Genomic DNA, 19475 nt, shown 5'->3' with positions numbered 1-19475 from the left:
TCACTTACCTCCGACTGAACCAGGAAATAAGAATCTCAGATGCTGAGGTTATCGTCGCCAAATCTGCAGCAAAGGAAAAACGAATGAATTTGTGTCCATTATAAGGGTCAAAATCAACACCCGGGGTAATGGCAACTCCCGTTTCCTCAAGTAACTGTTTACAGAAAGCCACACTGTCATGGGTTAAATGTGATACATCAGCATAGATATAAAAAGCCCCCTGAGGGTAGGTAATGTTTTGTAATCCACACTCTTTCAATGCTGCATACAGGATATCTCTTTTTTGTTGATATCCGGATACATATTCGTCCATTTGCTGATACGCTTTAAAAGCGTGAATGGCGCCCACCTGGCTCAGCGTTGAGGTAGCGATAAACAGATTCTGGATCAGTCGTTCAACGGTTCGCAGCCAGTTATCCGGTACAATCATCCAGCCAATGCGCCAGCCTGTCATCGAGAAGTATTTTGAAAAACTATTGACCACAATCGCTTTCTCGGAATATTGACGTGCGCTGGTTGCTTTAGTACCGAAAGTAATACCATGATAAATTTCGTCTGAAATCAGGGTAATAGCTTGACTGTCGCAATACACTGCCAGTTCATCCAGAACAGCAGCGTCATACATGGTACCGGTAGGATTATTCGGCGATGAAACAATGATTCCGTCTACCGGCTCCGTCAGGTCGCTGAGATGACGCGCAGTAATCAAATAATCAGTCTCTGCGGTGACGTGAACATCAACCGGAATTAAATCTAGTGCTAATAAAATATTGCGATAACAGGGGTAGCCCGGAACCGGTACAGCAACCCGATCCCCTTTGTCAAAACCGGACAAAAATGCCAGGATAAACGCAGCCGATGAGCCCGGGGTGACAATAATGTTTTCAGCTGGGACTGATACCCCGTAAAAATCAGCATAATGCTGAGAAATATTTTCACGCAGTGCACTCAGCCCTGCAGCGACCGTATAACCCAGCGTCTGTTGCGGTAATGCGGTTTTTAATGCCTCAATGACGGGATCCGGAGCGGATGTACCAGGTTGCCCCACCTCGAGGTGCCATACGATCTTGCCGTGGGCCTCGCGTTCGGCAGCGGCCTGCATAACGTCCATAACAACAAAAGGTGAGATATCTGAACGTTGGGATAAAGATTTCACGCCTGGTTCTCCTGTAATACGTATTCAGCACTATTGCACGACTCCTCGTTGATATAACGCGCAAGGATCGCGGCCCGATCGGCGATGACTTTTCTGGTCCAGGCCGAAATATGCGGGGTCATGTCGACATTATCGAGTTGCCTAAAATCTGCCGCTGATGGTCTTGTTGCCTGATCTCCTTTTTGGGGATAAAACTGCCATACATCGATGACAGCTCGGCCGATTTTTCTGTCGCGGCAGGCCGCGGCCAGGGCCTCATAACTGACACATTCAGCCCGGGCGATATTAATGAGTAATGTATCCGGCTCCATCATAGTGATGGCGTGCTGGTCAATAATATTTTGGGTATCTTTATCAACACCACAAGCGACAATTACGACATCACACCCCCGGAGAAAGTCATCCCGTTCAGTTCGAGGGAAAAACAAAACTGAACCTGAGGTTTCGTATGGATAGCGCGTCAGGCAGCGACAGGATGAGCCAAAGAACGAAAAAACCTCAATCACCTTGCGACCAATTCTCCCACCACCGATAACACCAACAGTGAGTTCATTGAGTTGTTTTCGCGCAACGCCTCCCAGCCGTGAACAATCCCGCCAGTCATAGCTGGATTTAAACCTTGCCCCAATACTATCCAGTTCCCGGAAATATGAGATGACGTAACTGAGAATATATTCCGATACGGCCATCTCGTGAGCTGCACAGGTTAAAACCTCGACATTCTCAGGTAATTGTGAAAAATTAATTTTATCAACACCAATTCCCGGAACAAGAACCTTTTTAAGACTACTGGTTACAAAACGCTGATCAAATACCATGGATACTAAAATATCTGTATTCTGGCAATGAGAGGCAATCTCCGCGTCTGTGGCAGACTCATCCAAAAAGGTCATAACGTGCTGTTCTGCACACAAATGCATCTGGCGGCTCAAGTAGCAGGCCATATTTCCAAAGAAAAATATTTTCACTCGCTCTCCAAAAATCATTATATGACTTTGAATCGGCTGTATAGCTGTGCTCTAGCATTAGCATCAGAAAGATGCAATATACAGATCATCCGGTCTGACAGTGTCAGGTTAGCGGAGAAAAACTCATTAACAACAGCATCACGGCATTGTGGCATTTTTTGATAGAAATCATCAGGCACTTCGCCACTTGCGTTATATATCACACCATTTTCTTTATTATATCTAAATCCAGGATGAAGATAGTTAGCCAATTGTATAGAGAAGTCAGCCAGTTCGTTATCATTGCTCAGTAATATCTGCGGGAAAAAAGCAGAATTCTGAATGTCTGAAAAAGAAGCAAGTATTTTGAAAGAGCGGGGGTTAACGGTTTTCAAAATAATATACTCATAATCCAGACCTATTTTTTGAGACAATGTCGAAAAGAGACTTTGCAATATGGAATAAGTGACGCGAGTTCCATGTTGTTTTTCCGATATCAGCAATGTGTAAAGCATGATACATGTTTTACCGGCGATCTCAGCGACGTTGCAGCTTAAAAAACCACAACATTCATTTGTCTCTTTTGTATAGCAAAATAAGCACAGATCAGTCCCGGCAATGGTTTCAGGTTTGGCCATAAAGTAACTGTTAACCTTATGCTGTGGCATCGCCAACGCCAGCTCGCTTATCGCCTTCTCAATGTAGTCTGCTCCTGGCTTTTCAGACCCAAATATGTCGACGTACACCGATCCTCTTTGCATCATTTCGTAGAGCCCAGCACTGCTGGAGCTCTCGTGGGCATGAGATACTTTCATTACGATGCAACCATTACATCTGCTGTGGTAAGCAAACCGTAGGATCTGCGTGGTCAATTTTTTGTAGTTCAGGTGCAACCTGCTGAAGATGATCAAGTACCAGGCCCAGGCGACGCACACGTTCTTTGGCAACCGGCGCACCAACGCTGTCATAAGGATGGGATTGAGCGCTCGCGCCGACTTTCAGATACATCGGGGCAGCAATCTGAGCCAGCTCACCCACTTCATAGAAACGCAGATACCCACCTTTTGATGCATAAACATCAATCGGAATATCAATCACCAGGTCCGGGTTGAAACGTCGGATTTCGTACATCGTAGCGAGAGAAAGATCATGGGCTGTTGTAATACTGTCAGCCCCCGCATCAGCCATCAGACGAGCAATAATAGCGTTGGTTACCATGCAATGTGAGGACGTTTTAAACTTCATATTTGCAGGCAGGATCTCTTTTTTACGAAGCTCATTAAGAATAAACAGCACACCCGGATCGTAAACGATGAGGCCACGGCAGCCCAGCTCACTCAAACGCAGCGCTTCTTCAATGGAGTGCGAAATGGCATCATTGTTATTGAGCTGGCGCCCCTGTTCCATACCGAACTCGGTACGGTAAAAAGAGGATTTAACATCATATTCCGGACGCGGTCCCAGACCGAAGAGCATGCCATAGTTATTTTCATGACACAGTTGTAGCATTTCTTTAATTTCACGGTCGGAACGCAAAAAAGAGCCATGCGTTTCATTAAACCGGGTACAATAGATTTCGCTTTCGCGCAGTGCCGAGACTATTGTTTCCAGCATCATCAGATTATTGACTGCAGGTATTTCTACACCATATTGCCCCCCCTTCGGAAATGAACGTCCCGAAGGCTCTAAGGTCACATCATCAGAAAAAGGAAAACCATTATCACGGAGAATAGTCCGCGCTTTATCAGCACTACGTTTTAAGCTCATATTTAATCCTTCCTGTATGAAAACTAATGTGTGAATGCAACTTCGTTAAAAACAAAATCAAGAGAAAACAGATTTTTAGTCAAAAGGTTAAGGGCTTTCTTTCTAATTGTATTTTTATGGCACTCATTCAGATAGTGCAGCGTTGATTTCCCGTCAACTCTTGCCAGCATCAGTACTGGAATGAGTGCCGCTATCCGTTTCTCAAGTTCCGAACGGTCTTCCCAGTTCACTTTTTGCAGATATGACGTAGTAAGCAGTCTGGACATCAAGATAAAACGGGCATCCCCTAACCGATAAAATTTTAATAGCAAATGATTAATACAAAATGCGATATCAAAAGCCGGATCAGCATAACAGGCACATTCTGCATCTAAAAAAACGGGTTTCGAATCACGATTAAGAATATTTTTTGGACTCAAATCCCCATGTATCACCGAGATACGATTCGCCAGAACCGACTCGCCAATCTCAACGAGGCGTTCACTCATGCCCGGAAATGTGTCGATCAGTGCAAAGATATATGGCTCAATGCGCGTCGCACGTAAAATGTCAGCACTATTAAACTCTCTGGCATAATTCTGGCTACCTGCCGTCATCTCGTGAAAAATGGCAATTTGCTCACCTAATTGTTGAACAAATAGCAAGTCGAATCGCCCAGAGAACAACTGCCTTTGCCAGACTTCAGCTTCCGTAACGTCTATGTACTGCGTCACTAACAGCGGTTTTTTTTCATCAAAATAATAAACGTGAGGAACACTTTCCGCTGACACGCGGCTGGCCATTTCCAGCCATAAATTCTCATAAAATGCTCGTTTTAGCGGGGCTGACCAGTTCTTCTGAACCCGTAATGTTGCTAAAGGCTGTTTAATCACATAACGCTTAAGATTATTCCCTTGCAGGCAATCCATAAGCCATACATCGGAGGAAACGCCTCCCTGAAGTCGTCTTATATTTTGGCTGGAAAACAATTCAATGCCAGTGCCATTCATTAACTCAAGCACGTAATCAACTTCATCAGAATCAATTTCTACAATTCCCCCAGCCTGGGGAAATGGCATATCGGTATCCATTAGAGCCATAACGTTGTCCGGTTGGATTTTGGCGTTTGTTATTTACAAGCTGAATCAGTGAGCGAATTTGAATCTACAAGGTGATATTTAACATGTAAAGCATTTTATTTACATTTCTTTAAAGTGCAAAACAATCCTAAGAATTGTCTTATGCTAAAAATAGTAGGGGTCAAATGCAGCCTGCTGTTTTTTATGATTTTTTCAAAGAATATATTTTAGTCATAATTTTTAATTATGAAATTAAATGTGAGCATAATCACTTTAACTCTGGTGTTAATGGGATCCTCCTAATTTTCATAGGTATTAATCTTTTGACTAATAGCCTTTTTCTTTTAGCATTCTTTTGGCGAATATTTCCCATATTGAACTTACTCATCTAACCGCAAGTTACAACGAGACCAATAGCCATGGTGAAAACAGCTATCACTGCATTAATAGCACGTAAGGTCTGGAGCTCTTCAGGCTTGCCCGCGCTTGAGATTGAGGTTTTTATTGATAAACGGATCTCAGCCAGAGCTATAACGCAGTCGGGTCTGTCAGGTGGTTATGTTGACCCGATATTAAATAGCGAAAACTTATGCGCCAACTTACATAAAATGCTGGACTGTAAGATCCAATACATTAACAAAATGCTTACCCCGCAGTTGCTGGGACAGCGTATCGACGACCAACTTATCATTGACTCTATTTTGAGCTTGAGTACACAAAATAATAAACTTTCGCATGCTGACACCGCAGCAATATCTATTGCGGTTGCGGACCTTGCGGCCAGGTACTATGCCATTCTGTTATGGAAATACATTCAACAAGACTATATTGAACCCGTTATGCCGTTACCAGAAATTGAAATATTCGGGGGTGGAGCTCATGCATCTTATGCTTCAACAGTACAGGATGTAATGGTGATTGCCCCCGGCGCAGAAAACTATCAGCATGCACTCTGCATTGGTGCAGAAATATTTCAGCGTATTAAAAATCACCTGGTGAAGGCAGGAAAACCGACAGGGCTCTGTGAAAAAGGGGGACTTTGGCCAAGCTACGACCATTTTCGCCATGCTTTAGAGATGGTAAGCGAAGCCATTGCGCATTCGGGTCTTACGGCAGGTAAAGATATTGGCATAGCAATCGATTTCGCAGCAGATGGTTTTTACGAGACAGGCCATTACTGGCTGAATGGAAAAGAAGGACGTGGTCAGACTTCAGATGACTATCTTGCAACATTGACTTCGTTGATCAAAGAATTTCCGATCATGTCACTTGAAGACCCGCTGGCGGTAGAAGACAGGGCAGGATATCGTAAGCTGATGCAGCTGTCAGGCAGGCAGGTACAAATTATCAGCGATGATCTTTTGGATTCCGACCCGCAACTGGTGCAGTCCGAGGATGCTGCTTTATTGTGCAATTCCATCATGATCAAGCCGGCAAAGTCTGGCACCTTAACAAAGACGATTTCGGCATTAAGTCATGCGCGAAACAAAGGCTGGGGAGCCATCATGGCAGGGCGCTCTATTGACAGTGAGGATACCGCTGTGATGCACCTCGCAGTAGGTCTGGGCATTGGGCAGTTTAAGATCGGTTCACTGTCACGCGCCGAGCGGAGTGCAAAATTCAACGAGGGGATCCGCATCGCGGAAGCATCACGTGAAATTCAGTTTGCTGGCGGAAAAGAATTGCCTTAAGACATGGCATTATTGCTCTTCAGCAAATTAGCTCTTTCAACTACCCGGGCACCATAAGTACATAGTTGTACACAGGAGGAGTACCTATTTCCCCCCGGTGATATTGCGTGAAATTATGTCTGTCTCAGGTGGGTGACCAGGAACGGCTAACCGGCAGCACGCAGAATGTTATCACTACACCGCGCAGCCAGTGTGTCGTTCAGGTGGAACCCTGAATTAACTGCAATAAGGGGACAGGAACAGACCAGTCTGTAGATGTTATCTGTATCCTTGTTCATTCATGCTGTCCCTCCCGTCGGGGTGGTGTGACCCTCAGCTGTTCTTCATGCGCGCCGGATGCTGCGCATTCGGCCCGGAAAAGGTAGCGATTGTCAGCCTTCAGGCGTTTCAGCCATGATGAGAGGTAGCGCTCATGCTGCCACTCCCCCTTCGTGTCCGCCCCGGCCCTTGAAAATGCACAGCCCAGTCCGGCACTCATTTCCTCAAATACATAATTCTCCGATCCGAAACGGCCAGGATGAAAACGATTTAAGCGGGGTATCGCTCCTGTCCAGTGAACCAGCTCTTGCAGTGCGGTGGCGCAGTAATTGTCCGCCTTTTGAAGCGAAACCAGGACAGTAATACGGTCCTGTCCATAGCAGGCCGGAAAAAACGCAGAACCTCCCTTCCATTATTTTTGCACCAGTACGGGCTATAGGGACAGTGATCTGCATCCGCAGATGAGATGGGATATGCGTCTGCCTGTAAGTCAGCCAGGATGGGGCGCAAAATTCCTGAGTGGCCGCAGCATGCTTTAACAGCAGGACGTGTTCCCGCATCATGCCGCGTCGGCTGCGAAATTGACCGGTATGTCTGACAGGCTGACGTCGCTTATTCAGGGCCCGATCCAAGACCTGCCCTCCTCGCCAGCGCGGTGATGAGGCAAGCTGGCCCTGCTGGTTAACATCATGTTCCGGTTGTTTTCCCTGCCTCCCCTTCATGTAAGTGGGCCTGACTGTTAGGTCTTCCTGCCATCGTTCCGATCAGCAAAGGCGCTACGCATTCAACTAACTTTGCTGAGCAGGTACGCTATCTGTAAGCAAACAGCAGGAGAAAAGAACATCGGGGAAGAAAGATAGGCAAGCTTTACGCTGCGGGGTAAGTAACGGGTTGATGCACTTCGCATTGCAGGCTGAGAACCGGGACTGAATACACCTTTAGCCTGTAAGTAATTCATTAAACGCAGGATGACGCGACGACAGGTCACCGGAATGATAACGAAAGGAGTCAGTGAGATAATCGTGCAAAAAATCTCATAACGCTTTTTTTGCCAGACCCGTTCAGCGTAAGCCTGCGCCCCCGTGCCGTTGTCAGGCGTGGGGCGTGGGGCATGGCCCATTTCTTATCAGGCTGACGAAGACAGGCTGATCACGCCCTCTTCCATTTTGAGCAAGCCTGCAGACAGCAGTATTTTTATACGCCAGCGGCACAGCGCATCCGTCAGTCCGGTTACCGCCATCGCATGACCGATGCCACGGTGCCAGGGCTCTCTGGCTGAACAGTGATAAAATCGCCGGATCGATGCTCTCGATGACGGATTCGGTGAGGACGCCATTTTTCAGCGTACGGATGCCTTTCCCGTTTTCCAGCCAGCCTTCCCACTCACTTGCCAGCTGGCGTTGTAACCCCGCCGACACAAGACGTCGCTCCTGATAGCGCTGACAAAGAATATCAGGCGGGATCATGGCAATCGGCATAACGCCGGTCGCCCCACCCGCTTCAGGCTGTGTGTCATCCAGGCTGCACTGCACTTCGTAAACGGGGGTACTGATGTCCTGAAGCCATCCGTGGATCCGTCGACGAAGGAGTTGTTCTGTCGGATGGTGTCCGGCCCAGATCACAATCTCATCGCCCTCCCTGAGCAGGATCGACAGCTGATAACGGATCTGACCCAGCTCACGGTGCCAGTCCATACCCGCCATATCAGGATCACCGTTAAATACAGCTTCCCAGAAAGCGGCCCGCAACCGGGGAACAGGTAAGTCAATATCATGAAGCGGTCCCACAGAAGCATCGTCCGCAATCGCTAGCACATCCCCTCCCGTCAGGGCGTGTACCCGCTCAGCTGCCGTTCCGGCCTGACAGACATGACGAATTTTCTTCATCGCTTTACTCCCCAGTTAAGCCCATCCGGGCATGCCCACAACAGCGGTATTCGGCCGGATAAAAGCACCCTGCGATTATCCGTTTTCAACGTTAAATCAGGGGTCAACACAATGGCATCAGGTCTGACTGCCCCGTCAGCGATGAGGTAAGCCAGCCGTCATAAACCACTACTCCGTTGCCTCCTGCAGCGCACGCGCTTATCTTTCCTGACGACGTTCTGACGGGTTAAGTCTATGATGTGAATAACTGGACGCATTTCGGTTGACCCGTTGCGGAACGGATGCCTGTCAAAAGCAGTCTGAGCGCAATGTACGGAGTCATTCAAAACAAGGAGACTCGCGATGTCCGAGCATCTGTTTCGTACCAACCGACTTCATTCCCTGTATGAAGCACTTGTACATCATGCTTCCTCGCCTCAGGCCGCCTTCGTCACTCTCCTGGAAGAAGGCTTAACGGCGTTCAATATGACGTTGGGTATCATCAGTCAGATCGTGGATAACCGGTATACCCTGCATACCGTTTCACCCAGCCTTGAGGGCATGTCGCCAGGAATGACGTTCGATATTCAGGACACCTACTGTCAGCTGGTGGTGAAAAAGGGACACATCATCAGCATCCTCAATGCGGGCAGGCACCCTGAACTTAAAACCCACCCAGTCTACCGCCAGATGCGGCTCATAAGTTACATATCCGCACCTTTGTGGGGACGGGGAAAGATATGGGGGACGATTAATTTCTCGTCCAAAGAGATCAGAACAGAAGATTTTACGGACGAGGTTCGTGACTTTATCGGCCTGATGGCGAAAGAGATCGGCTCGTTAGTGGAGGTCCGTATACTGACCGAGGAAAAAGAGAATATCATCTCTGATCTGCGCAGGAATAACGACATACTCGAAAAGATCTTTGATAACTCGGGTATTGGCATGGCTCTCGTTGCCCCCACTGGCCAGTGGAAGCGGGTGAACAGTTCTCTCGTCCGCATGCTTGGCTATTCAGAGCCCTATTTGCTGTCGATCGATTTTCAGAAAATCACACACCCGGATGATTTAACCACGGATTTGCAGTTCCTGCAGGCTCTCTCTGCGGGTGACATTCCGGGCTATCAGCTCGAGAAGCGTTATCTGACGGCCAGCGGAAAATACATCTGGATCATGCTCTCTGTCTCGCTGGTTCGGGAAGATAATGGGGACGTGAAATACTATATTGCGCAGATCCAGGATATGGATGAACGCAAAGCCATGGAACACGCCCTGCGCACGCAGAGAGAGGAACTCCGCCAGGCCAACAGGGCACTGCAAAAAATGGCTTCCGAGGACAGCCTGACCCAAATCGCGAATCGACGCATGTTTTTGGCGTGGTTTGAAAGTTAAATTTCAGCTCACAGAAGACACCCTCGCCCTCTCTCCCTGGCCATTGCCGACATTGATTTCTTCAAATCCTACAATGATCGCTACGGCCATCCCGAAGGCGATATCGCCCTCAGAACGATCGCCCAGGCACTGACTGGTCGCCTGCGTCAGGCGGACAATATTGCCCGATTTGGCGGAGAAGAATTCATTTTTCTTTTCCCTGATACGGACGAAGCACAGTGCTATCAGGTCTGCGAAAGCTTGCGTCAGCACATTGAACAGATCACCTCACTCAGACGGCCTGTGACCATCAGCATCGGGGGCGTCACCGTGCTTCCGCAGGTCGAACGTATGCTGGACTTTGACATGTTATTCAAAATTGCCGACGCAGAGTTATATGAGGCCAAGCATACCGGACGTAATCAGGTACGGGTGAAAATAACTCAAAATGATGATCGTCCTGACAACGAGTAAGAGGACCGGGTTTACGATCCCTTCAGAATCCAGAATAAAAGCCCCCTGCCTGGAGCACGTCAGAGAAAACAGGTTTGAAAATGCCCCGCTGGCTTAACGCGATATGGCGCGCCCGTATACCGATGCACAGACGTAACGCCTTTACCACAGTCAAAACGCTGAGAATAACGGCGCTGGCAGGCGTACATCCCCCAGAATACCTGCTTCTGAAATTATCCCCCGCTCAGGCCATCCCGATGCCGTCCGTTCAGCCAGTTCCCCTCACGAAAAACGATAAAGGATCTCTTCACGCCATCGAAAAAACTTGACTGCGGCATGTAAATTTACATACCACAGTCAAGTAAATCTGTTTATCAGTCACTTAGCGCATACTGCAGTCAATATTTGAGGGGTTTAAGACTCTACCTCATACCGCAGTCAATAATTTCAGGGGATCCAGACGGGAGAAATGAACGATCCTTTAAGGATCATGTTGACTGCGGTATGCACTGAGAGTGCCTTAAAGATGAGATCAAAAACACATTCTTGGGCAAGTTCTGCATACCACAGTCAATATGCTATTTCACGCATACCGCAGTAATGATTCACATACCGCAGTCAACCTTCCGGTTTCATGTTGGCAAGCACATCCGCGAGCTTCTTCGGATCGATACCGGCCGCCTGCAGAGCCTTAATGACGTCTTCGTAATTCTGCTCGGATTCTTGCCCTGTCGGAACATCTTCTTTTTTCACAACTTTAGCGGGGCTGCTGATGAGCTTTGGATTACGATAGTGGACACTGAAGTAGGAGGAGCGGCCGCGCTTGAATTCCGTATAGTCGAGATAGCCGATGTCCTTGAGCTGCTCCATCGCTTTGCGTACGGTATGGTTCTGCGTGTAGACGTTAGAGGTAAGGTTAAGACGATCCCGCATGCGCTTCATTGAAATCGGCGCAGGGTTCTGTGGAAGGCTCTCAATGAACGTGTAAAGCGCCTGGGCGGATTCTTTACGCTGAAGGGCATCTATGGCCTTCAGACGCAGCAGAACGCGTCTGTCCATGTGGTAGAGCTCAAAGAGCTTAGGTTCTGCTTTAATCTCGATGACGTCTTCATTAATATCATAGAACGCCGACTGAACCAGGTGCGTGGTCCACCCTTTCGTCTCACTCTGAAATTTGAGGGTGACGGAGGCGAGTTTGAAAAGTGAATTGCTGATACGATCGCGCATCTTCTTATTCGACCGTCGCGAATCGAAGCCACACATTTTAACGAACTCAACAAAGGAAAGCTCAAGGGTATCTTTTTTAACGCCATACTCCGACATGGAACGGATGATCCCGAGCCAGACCTTGAAGTCGGTATCCATGTCCAGACGGGACCCCGTGATCTTCACGTCCGTGTACCCTTCGCTGCGTGCGACGGAAAGCTGTATCAGTTCATCGGTCGCGTCAGTAACGTTTTTGCGGTTAGCTTTACTTTTTCCTGTGGACTTGAGGGTTGGAACAAAGAGGCCGAGCCGCATAAGCGCCACGGGCTGAACCGTGCTGGTGCTGTTGACATCCAGGTTAACAACTTCGCCGGACGACTTATCGACTTCCTCAAGATTAAGGGGTAAGTCCTTCTTTTCACTCTTCATTTGTTATTCCAGGGTTATCCACATGAGAAGGGTCCATTACATAGCGCAGTCAATGGAAATCCATACCCCAGTAAATGTGTTTGCATATCACAGTATTAGTAATTGCACTCTACAGTCAATATAATACATCCTTCAGTAAAGATCGATCCTATCCTAGACCAGTCATGGTGCGGCCTGCAGCGAAGCGGGGATCTCTTTTGGATCTCTATAGGATCTCTATAGGGATCTCTTATTGGATCGTCCCTGTGAATAACGAGCATAACTCAGTTCTCACCTGAAGATCCTCTGGCGATCGACGCAAAACGCGCTGAAGTGCAGGAGACGTCCTGCTGGACCGGCTGCACACCGCAGTCATCTCTCCTCCATACCGCAGTCAATAAAAGAAACAGTATTTTGCTAACTTCCTGTATTATCTCATATCGCGGAATTAAATCATGACTGCGGTATGTAAAAGATCCCCGGTATTTCTGCACGCCTTCACCGATAACGCATACCTCAGTCAACAAATCCATAACCATTCTTATTCCGTATACGACAGATTTTGCATATCGCAGTCATGGCATGATGCAAGAACCACCAGAATGCGCCGTTTATCCCCTCGATTCTCACGTACCGCAGTCATTGAAGTGACCGCACCCACATTTCACAGTAAAGAAGACATCATTTTTTCTTCACTACGGTATGCAAAAAGATGACTCAGGCATGACGTACCGCTCCGGCAGATACGGTAAAGTGTATAAAACGCGATCAACTTTGCAGCTTTGACTGAACTTTGCAGTTTTATTGGTGGTTTGCATATAAACTGATGCTTTGCATTAATATCCAAGATTTAATAAAATGGCGCAAAGCGATGATTAAAGGATGTTCACTATGGGACTGATGGATACTCTGAACCAGTGCATTTCGGCTGGGCATGAAATGACAAAAGCGATTGCTGTTGCACAATTCAATGATGACAGCCCGGAAGCCAGAAAAATCACGCGACGCTGGCGTATCGGTGAAGCGGCCGATCTGGTTGGCGTTTCTTCTCAGGCCATCCGTGATGCGGAAAAAGCCGGGCGTCTCCCCCACCCTGATATGGAAACCCGAGGCCGCGTCGAACAGCGTGTCGGGTATACGATCGAGCAGATCAACCACATGCGGGATGTGTTTGGCACCCGACTGCGACGATCTGAAGATACCTTTCCCCCGGTGATCGGTGTCGCCGCCCATAAAGGCGGGGTCTACAAGACATCGGTTTCCGTTCACCTTGCCCAGGATCTGGCGCTGAAAGGGTTGCGGGTTCTGCTGGTGGAGGGGAACGACCCGCAGGGGACCGCCTCGATGTATCACGGATGGGTACCCGATCTTCATATTCACGCCGAAGATACCCTGTTACCTTTTTATCTGGGTGAACGGGATGATGCCAGCTACGCCGTCAAACCGACCTGCTGGCCGGGTCTGGACATTATTCCTTCCTGTCTGGCGCTCCACCGTATCGAGACCGAGCTGATGGGCCGCTATGATGAAGGCAAACTGCCCACCGATCCTCATCTGATGCTGCGTCTGGCCATTGAAACGGTAGCCCATGATTATGATGTCATCGTGATTGACAGCGCCCCGAACCTGGGGATCGGGACCATCAACGTGGTCTGCGCCGCGGATGTTCTCATTGTCCCGACGCCAGCCGAGCTGTTCGACTACACCTCTGCCCTGCAGTTCTTCGACATGCTGCGCGATCTGCTGAAGAACGTCGATCTGAAAGGGTTCGAGCCGGATGTACGTATTCTGCTGACCAAATACAGTAACAACAATGGCTCCCAGTCTCCGTGGATGGAAGAGCAGATCCGCGATGCCTGGGGCGGCATGGTGCTGAAAAACGTTGTCCGGGAAACTGATGAAGTGGGTAAAGGCCAGATCCGTATGCGCACGGTCTTTGAACAGGCCATCGATCAGCGTTCTTCTACCGGGGCCTGGCGAAACGCGCTGGCCATCTGGGAGCCTGTCTGCAATGAAATTTTTGACCGTCTGATTAAGCCTCGCTGGGAGATGAGATAATGAAGCGTGCACCGGTGATCCGTAAAACAACCGTCCCTGCAACCCCTGTTGAAACGGAACAGGCGCCAGCAGCGCCCATGGTGGATTCTCTGATTGCCCGCGTGGGGGCGATGGCGCGTGGAAACTCCATTCTGATCCCTGTTTGTGGCCGTGACGTCAAATTTACGCTTGAAACGGTTCCGGGCAATGTCGTGGAAAGTACCACCCGCGTCTGGGCAGGCAATGAGCGCGACCAGGACTTGCTCACTGAAGAATCTCTGGATGACCTGATCCCCTCTTTTCTGCTGACCGGCCAGCAGAATCCGGCCTTTGGTCGACGTGTTGAAGAAGGTATTGAGGTGGCGGACGGCAGTCGTCGTCGCAAAACGGCGATCCTGACCGCCAGCGATTACCGGATTCTTGTCGGCGATCTGGACGACGAGCAGATGGATGCGCTGTGCAAACTGGGAAATGATTATCGGCCGACCAGTGCCTACGAACGGGGTAAACGCTATGCCACCCGTCTGTGCAGCGAGTTCGGTGGCAATATTTCTTCTCTGGCAGCGGCAGAGAACATCTCGCGTAAAATCATTACGCGATGCATCAATACCGCGAAGCTGCCGAAGGAGCTGATCGCCCTCTTCTCTCATCCTGGGGAACTCTCTGCCCGCGCCGGTGATGCCCTGCAAAAAAGTTTCAGCGAGAAAGAAGATCTGCTCCGGGAGCAGATTCATCAGCTGGCCGAACGGAAAACGGCCGGGGTCATTTTTGAAGCCGATGAGGTCATTCAGGCCCTGAATAACAGCCTGAAGGCGGAGCCAGTCAGGCGCACGGCCCCCTCGACCCGACAGGAAATTGTTAAAGGCGCAACGGCTATTTATAAAGGGAACAAGGTCGTGTTCCAGCTGGACCGCTCACTTCTGCCGGAGCATGTCGTTGAACAGATTGAGACGCTGCTCAGCACGCTCAAATGATCCAGCCGTACCTTTATAGAGGGGCCCTTCGGGGCCCCTTTTTTCTGACATGAAGCGATCCAGTGCCCTATGCATCCCGATTTCCCACAGGTTGGGACCGCGGTCCCACATGTTCACTCCCCTGCCCTCCAGGTTCCGTTCAAAGTGTAAATTATCGCCGGGCAACAACACCTGGGCAATTCGCTATAAGCTGCGAGCAGTAATAATCTCATTCTCTTCATAAGCTTACAGGCCGTAAACCTGACCTGCTTAGGATGCACGTAGCTGGGACCATGGTCCCAGCTGCAAGCGGTTTGGTCTGCAGAGTGACATTTACAGGCGTCAGCGCGACGCGAAAATTCGTCTGACGACACAGTTTTATCTGTAGGGTCTATAGTCCTTCCTCTCGCTGTCTGAGGCTATACATACCCTTTGCCTGCAGAGACTCAATGAGGGACAGATTCGTACGCCCTTCTTTTCACGGTATTTTTAATTAATCAGATTGCCGAAGAAACAACCGGGACCACGGTCCCAGTGGCATGGTTCGTGCCCTTTTGTTATCCCAACCTTGAGTACAGCGAACGGGTGTCTAAGGCGTTTGGCCTCATCCGCTGTGGTACTGCAGAACGCTTGTTATTCAGCCCGGCAGCACCATCCTGTTTGAGTCACACCAGCGTGTCGATCGCATGGAACTTTAAACGGCCTTCATGCCGGGACCCTGGTCCCACCGGTATTTAAAGCCAGTGATGAACGGCATGTTCCTCATGACCTGAAACGCATGACACTCCTTCAGTCGTCTGCTTTAGATGGATCTGCGCCAGGGCTGAATCTGGTCAAGAACACGTATTGCTGTGCCAGTTCAGAGAGTAACGTCTCGTTTCTGTAAGACTGGCGCTTATGTTATATCAGATACCTGGGACCATGGTCCCAGGTACTCCTGCTGACATCTGAGGATTTGAACGCGACTTGTTTGGACATCTGGCAACAGGGATTTCAGACAAACAGAAAGCGTGCGGGAGTGGCTGTACGATCACTCCAGGGTCAGAACATCTTTTTTGGGGACTGATTGACGGCATACCGTTTAACAACACGTACTGCCTCGACATGATTTCGTCATCACAATGTGATGCATAAAAACCCATGGCGTTTCTTATCCCATTGGGACCACGGTCCCACGTTGTACTCTGGTATCCTGGTGACAACTATGCTTTTTGAACATTTGCAATGAGGCGCATCATCGTCTAATCACTCCTTTTAACGTGTCCGTGCTCACAGGGAACCTGAAATCAGAAGACAGGGTATGGTGGGATGAAAGAACCCTGTTCTGTTGTAGAAAATGATGGGTTAAGGTATGCCTGGTGCCGGGACCATGGTCCCGGTGGCTAGGCGTGTTCAACGTGGATAGCCACTTTTCTACACCTGCAAAAACGTATCAACCTGTGATTATGCGCAATACCGTCCAGCCTCTTCCGGAACTGAAATAGACACAGTACGACCGTGCAGTCGGTCTTTATCGTAAAAAATCGGCACGCATCCGGGATAGGCCGGGTGACTCCCATAAGGCTTAATTCACGCGCCATGCATCAGCGCGACATATCGTAACCTCATGACCGTCCAGGGGAGGTTGGGACCGCGGTCCCTCCTGAAGGCTAAACATTCATTCCCTTTGAAAATCCGTCTGCTTTTTATGTGCACAGACCACGTTTTTACAATGATACATTTTATGCAAGCCAGCCGGAATTTTTCCTCCTGAAACGAGAGCATAAAAAACCACTTTTTGCTTTGTGTAAGAGTCGGTACCTGCCGCCAGCGAACATGGCAGGATAGCCCGGAATGAGGGAGCATAAAGGTTCCCGGGAGGGAGGTGAGGGGAGACCGGGAACCAGTCCTGAGTAAAGGATATATCCGATATGACAGTTCAGGTTACCGTGTAGACGTCTTTAAAAGACAACGCGTCGCTGGGACCACGGTCCCACTTTTGGGTTCTCTTCAGCACAGTCGACGGATACAAACGCACAGGAGCGTTGCCCGAAACAGGACCGTCGTCTATGAAGAGCATTCTTACCAGGGTATGCCAGACACCGGGCAGGGGCGGCGGCGGGGGCATCCGATATGGGGTTTCGGCTTTCACTCGCGATGTCGTACAGAGGAGTCAGGTCAGTGAAATCTTATCCTGTTCCCGGTTAAATTCTGAAGGGGTAACGTAAGTATCTTATTGAATTTCATAGTATTGATGTGCGATTTTTCATCAGGTGCGGGGCGTGAGTTTTCTGTTGATGACCCACCGGATGACGGCCACGACACTGCCTCTTCGACGGGGACACGTCATTGACCGTGCCTGGCCCCTGCGTGCTGTCGGGACACGCAGGGCAGGGGAGAGGGCGGACTACCCGATAGTACGGCGCACATCATGACTGGTTACAACTTCAGGACATATGCACCTGAACCGTTTAGACAGGGTTGGTAATGCTGCCAACTTACTGATTTAGTGTATGATGGTGATTTTAAGGTGCTTGCGTGGCTTCCATTTCCATCAGATGTCCTTCCTGCTCCGCTACTGAAGGCGTGGTGCGTAACGGCAAAAGCACTGCCGGACATCAGCGCTATCTCTGCTCTCATTGCCGTAAAACATGGCAACTACAGTTCACTTACACCGCCTCTCAGCCCGGTACGCATCAGAAAATCATTGATATGGCCATGAATGGCGTCGGATGTCGCGCCAGTGCACGCATTATGGGCGTTGGCCTCAACACGGTTTTACGTCACTTAAAAAACTCAGGCCGCAGTCGGTAACCTCGCGCATACAACCGGGCAGTGATGTGATTGTCTGCGCTGAAATGGACGAACAGTGGGGCTACGTCGGTGCTAAATCACGTCGGCGCTGGCTGTTTTACGCGTATGACAGGATACGGAGGACGGTTGTGGCGCACGTCTTCGGTGAACGCACTCTGGCCACACTGGAGCGTCTTCTGAGCCTGCTGTCGGCCTTTGAGGTCGTGGTATGGATGACGGATGGCTGGCCGCTGTATGAATCACGCCTGAAGGGAAAGCTGCACGTTATCAGCAAGCGTTACACTCAGCGCATTGAGCGACATAACCTGAATCTGAGACAACATCTGGCAAGGCTGGGACGGAAGTCACTGTCGTTCTCAAAATCGGTGGAACTGCATGACAAGGTCATCGGGCATTATCTGAACATAAAACACTATCAGTAAGTTGGAGTCATTACCACCTGTCCGTTAAGGTTCCTTTGCCGGCTTTTGACGTGACATTAGCCAGCAGCTCTGGTTACGTCAGAACCATGAAGTCGGCGCGCAATAAGAGGGCGAGGCGGCGATAAAAGTTTGCGTCCTCAAACTTTTCCTCTCTCATTTCTTCGCTTGTCCGTCGCCGCGATCCAGGGTCAGCAGCTCGGCCTGCAGGGCGTGACCATCCTCCCGGGATTCCTTCAGCTCCGCTTTCGTATTCTCCGGCTGTTCCGCCAGGTGTTCGGCGGTGGCGGTCAGGCAGGCCGCCCTGCTCATGCAGCGGCTGCGCCTCAGCAGGCAACTCAGAAGATGATTGTGTTCCGTATCCATCTCGCGCAGCACTGTCAGGGTTCTGTGGTCATTTCTGCAATTACACCCGCTAAGGAAAAGTCAAACTCTTGGAATTAAAGCGTTTAATGCGAACAGGCCTGATACGGATGTACCTACCTGTTTTCATACCTTCACAGCATCCGGAAGAGGTTGATTCTGCATATAACCCGTCATGTATTGTGTGCTGCTGAGGATTGACTATCTGCTGTCAGTCTTCAGTTTCAGATTCCAGCGCATCGGCAAATCTCCTGATTAGCCGTACAAACGTTTCCATTTCATCCGGGCTCCAGTCCCGGAAGACTGCATTGCCCAGCCGTTCACGCGCCGTATCAATACGTGCTGTCATCGCCCTGCCTTCGGGAGAGATAACCGCTTCACGCACACGGCGATCGGCCTCGCTCTCACGGCGCACCACTAACGCCATTTTTTCCAGTTTTGCGACCTGTCGGCTGATGGTGGTGTAGTCCCTTCCTGTTCGCTCAGCCAGTTCAACCACACCTATTGGTCCAAGCCTTTCGATCCCGACGAGCACAGAAAAGAGCGCGCGTTCGAGTTTGATCCCCGCTTCTCCGATGAGTTTTTCATCATTACGCGGCTGGTTCATAACACTCACGATTGTCAGCAGCGCACCGTGAATTATCTTCATCTGCTCTGAAATATGTGTATCTTGCACTTTTTTATTTGATGACATAGCATGACTCCGGTTAAGTGCATAATACACATATTG

General features: G+C 49.4%; 16 protein-coding genes. 6 read left to right on the top strand and 10 right to left on the bottom strand.

From position 1 onward, the window contains the following. Window positions 1-4: 4 nt before the first annotated feature. From MX657_RS22755 to MX657_RS22735, 5 genes are read right to left on the bottom strand one after another with little or no spacing between them, the layout of a single operon-like run. Entirely contained in the window at window positions 5-1156 is a 1152-nt protein-coding gene (locus MX657_RS22755; protein WP_201749306.1) for a pyridoxal phosphate-dependent aminotransferase, read from the bottom strand. Then, window positions 1153-2124, bottom strand: coding sequence for an NAD(P)-dependent oxidoreductase (locus MX657_RS22750; RefSeq protein ID WP_161646105.1), 972 nt, complete (start codon window positions 2122-2124; stop codon window positions 1153-1155). The genes MX657_RS22755 and MX657_RS22750 overlap by 4 nt, the downstream gene beginning before the upstream one ends. 17 nt (window positions 2125-2141) lie before the next feature. Next, complete coding sequence (locus MX657_RS22745) at window positions 2142-2918, bottom strand: hypothetical protein (RefSeq protein WP_102752367.1); 777 nt, start codon at window positions 2916-2918, stop codon at window positions 2142-2144. Window positions 2919-2931: 13 nt separating this feature from the next. Next, window positions 2932-3870 carry a U32 family peptidase gene (locus tag MX657_RS22740; protein WP_196760027.1) on the bottom strand — a complete coding sequence of 313 codons (939 nt, stop codon included), beginning with the start codon at window positions 3868-3870 and terminating at the stop codon, window positions 2932-2934. A 23-nt stretch (window positions 3871-3893) separates the two neighbouring features. Further along, complete coding sequence (locus tag MX657_RS22735) at window positions 3894-4949, bottom strand: phosphotransferase family protein (RefSeq protein WP_346808608.1); 1056 nt, start codon at window positions 4947-4949, stop codon at window positions 3894-3896. Between the two features lie 398 nt (window positions 4950-5347). Between MX657_RS22735 and MX657_RS22730 the strand changes: the two genes are divergently transcribed. Continuing rightward, window positions 5348-6619 carry a hypothetical protein gene (locus tag MX657_RS22730; protein ID WP_346808607.1) on the top strand — a complete coding sequence of 424 codons (1272 nt, stop codon included), beginning with the start codon at window positions 5348-5350 and terminating at the stop codon, window positions 6617-6619. A 274-nt stretch (window positions 6620-6893) separates the two neighbouring features. Here MX657_RS22730 and MX657_RS22725 read toward each other — a convergent pair whose 3' ends face one another. Together MX657_RS22725 and MX657_RS22720 are read right to left on the bottom strand one after the other, a co-directional pair. Continuing rightward, a complete protein-coding gene (locus MX657_RS22725; RefSeq protein ID WP_201749285.1) occupies window positions 6894-7232 on the bottom strand; it encodes a zincin-like metallopeptidase domain-containing protein in 339 nt (112 codons plus the stop codon). A 736-nt stretch (window positions 7233-7968) separates the two neighbouring features. Beyond that, entirely contained in the window at window positions 7969-8763 is a 795-nt protein-coding gene (locus MX657_RS22720; protein ID WP_159413219.1) for a DUF1835 domain-containing protein, read from the bottom strand. 342 nt (window positions 8764-9105) lie between these two features. Here MX657_RS22720 and MX657_RS22715 point away from each other — a divergent pair, with 342 nt between their 5' ends. Beyond that, on the top strand, window positions 9106-10134 hold the full coding sequence (locus tag MX657_RS22715; RefSeq protein ID WP_159413220.1) for a GAF domain-containing protein: 1029 nt from the start codon (window positions 9106-9108) through the stop codon (window positions 10132-10134). Further along, complete coding sequence (locus MX657_RS22710) at window positions 10135-10587, top strand: GGDEF domain-containing protein (protein ID WP_322090731.1); 453 nt, start codon at window positions 10135-10137, stop codon at window positions 10585-10587. 597 nt (window positions 10588-11184) lie between these two features. On the opposite strand, the gene MX657_RS22705 is transcribed toward MX657_RS22710, so the two are convergent. Further along, entirely contained in the window at window positions 11185-12201 is a 1017-nt protein-coding gene (locus MX657_RS22705; RefSeq protein WP_086524841.1) for a RepB family plasmid replication initiator protein, read from the bottom strand. A gap of 870 nt (window positions 12202-13071) precedes the next feature. Here MX657_RS22705 and sopA point away from each other — a divergent pair. From sopA to MX657_RS22690, 3 genes are all read left to right on the top strand, one after another. Next, on the top strand, window positions 13072-14238 hold the full coding sequence (gene sopA / locus MX657_RS22700; RefSeq protein WP_046889172.1) for a plasmid-partitioning protein SopA: 1167 nt from the start codon (window positions 13072-13074) through the stop codon (window positions 14236-14238). After that, a complete protein-coding gene (locus tag MX657_RS22695) occupies window positions 14238-15191 on the top strand; it encodes a ParB/RepB/Spo0J family plasmid partition protein (protein ID WP_102752373.1) in 954 nt (317 codons plus the stop codon). The genes sopA and MX657_RS22695 overlap by 1 nt, the downstream gene beginning before the upstream one ends. A gap of 2496 nt (window positions 15192-17687) precedes the next feature. Further along, window positions 17688-18385, top strand: a protein-coding gene (locus MX657_RS22690) for an IS1 family transposase (protein WP_261300409.1) whose coding sequence is annotated in 2 segments (ribosomal slippage) — window positions 17688-17937 and window positions 17937-18385 — 699 coding nt in all. Because the reading frame shifts where the segments join, the coding sequence is not laid out codon by codon here. A 153-nt stretch (window positions 18386-18538) separates the two neighbouring features. Here the strand turns inward: MX657_RS22690 and MX657_RS22685 are convergent. Then, window positions 18539-18694 carry a hypothetical protein gene (locus MX657_RS22685; protein WP_180978482.1) on the bottom strand — a complete coding sequence of 52 codons (156 nt, stop codon included), beginning with the start codon at window positions 18692-18694 and terminating at the stop codon, window positions 18539-18541. Between the two features lie 262 nt (window positions 18695-18956). After that, the gene (locus tag MX657_RS22680; RefSeq protein ID WP_102752375.1) at window positions 18957-19439 is read right to left on the bottom strand and encodes a MarR family winged helix-turn-helix transcriptional regulator; all 483 of its coding nucleotides are present in this window, start codon (window positions 19437-19439) and stop codon (window positions 18957-18959) included. Window positions 19440-19475 lie beyond the last annotated feature (36 nt).

Origin of the sequence: Enterobacter chuandaensis (assembly GCF_039718975.1) — a bacterium.
GTDB lineage: Bacteria > Pseudomonadota > Gammaproteobacteria > Enterobacterales > Enterobacteriaceae > Enterobacter > Enterobacter chuandaensis.
The sequence above is the reverse complement of the archived record's forward strand: the minus strand, read 5'-3'. Positions and strand labels throughout refer to the sequence as shown.

Coding starts and splice junctions, on each gene's coding strand:
- MX657_RS22745 (WP_102752367.1), bottom strand. CDS start 2,918: ATGAAAGTATCTCATGCCCACGAGAGCTCCAGCAGTGCTGGGCTCTAC.
- MX657_RS22740 (WP_196760027.1), bottom strand. CDS start 3,870: ATGAGCTTAAAACGTAGTGCTGATAAAGCGCGGACTATTCTCCGTGAT.
- MX657_RS22735 (WP_346808608.1), bottom strand. CDS start 4,949: ATGGCTCTAATGGATACCGATATGCCATTTCCCCAGGCTGGGGGAATT.
- MX657_RS22730 (WP_346808607.1), top strand. CDS start 5,348: ATGGTGAAAACAGCTATCACTGCATTAATAGCACGTAAGGTCTGGAGC.
- MX657_RS22720 (WP_159413219.1), bottom strand. CDS start 8,763: ATGAAGAAAATTCGTCATGTCTGTCAGGCCGGAACGGCAGCTGAGCGG.
- MX657_RS22715 (WP_159413220.1), top strand. CDS start 9,106: ATGTCCGAGCATCTGTTTCGTACCAACCGACTTCATTCCCTGTATGAA.
- MX657_RS22705 (WP_086524841.1), bottom strand. CDS start 12,201: ATGAAGAGTGAAAAGAAGGACTTACCCCTTAATCTTGAGGAAGTCGAT.
- sopA (WP_046889172.1), top strand. CDS start 13,072: ATGGGACTGATGGATACTCTGAACCAGTGCATTTCGGCTGGGCATGAA.
- MX657_RS22695 (WP_102752373.1), top strand. CDS start 14,238: ATGAAGCGTGCACCGGTGATCCGTAAAACAACCGTCCCTGCAACCCCT.
- MX657_RS22685 (WP_180978482.1), bottom strand. CDS start 18,694: ATGAGCAGGGCGGCCTGCCTGACCGCCACCGCCGAACACCTGGCGGAA.
- MX657_RS22680 (WP_102752375.1), bottom strand. CDS start 19,439: ATGTCATCAAATAAAAAAGTGCAAGATACACATATTTCAGAGCAGATG.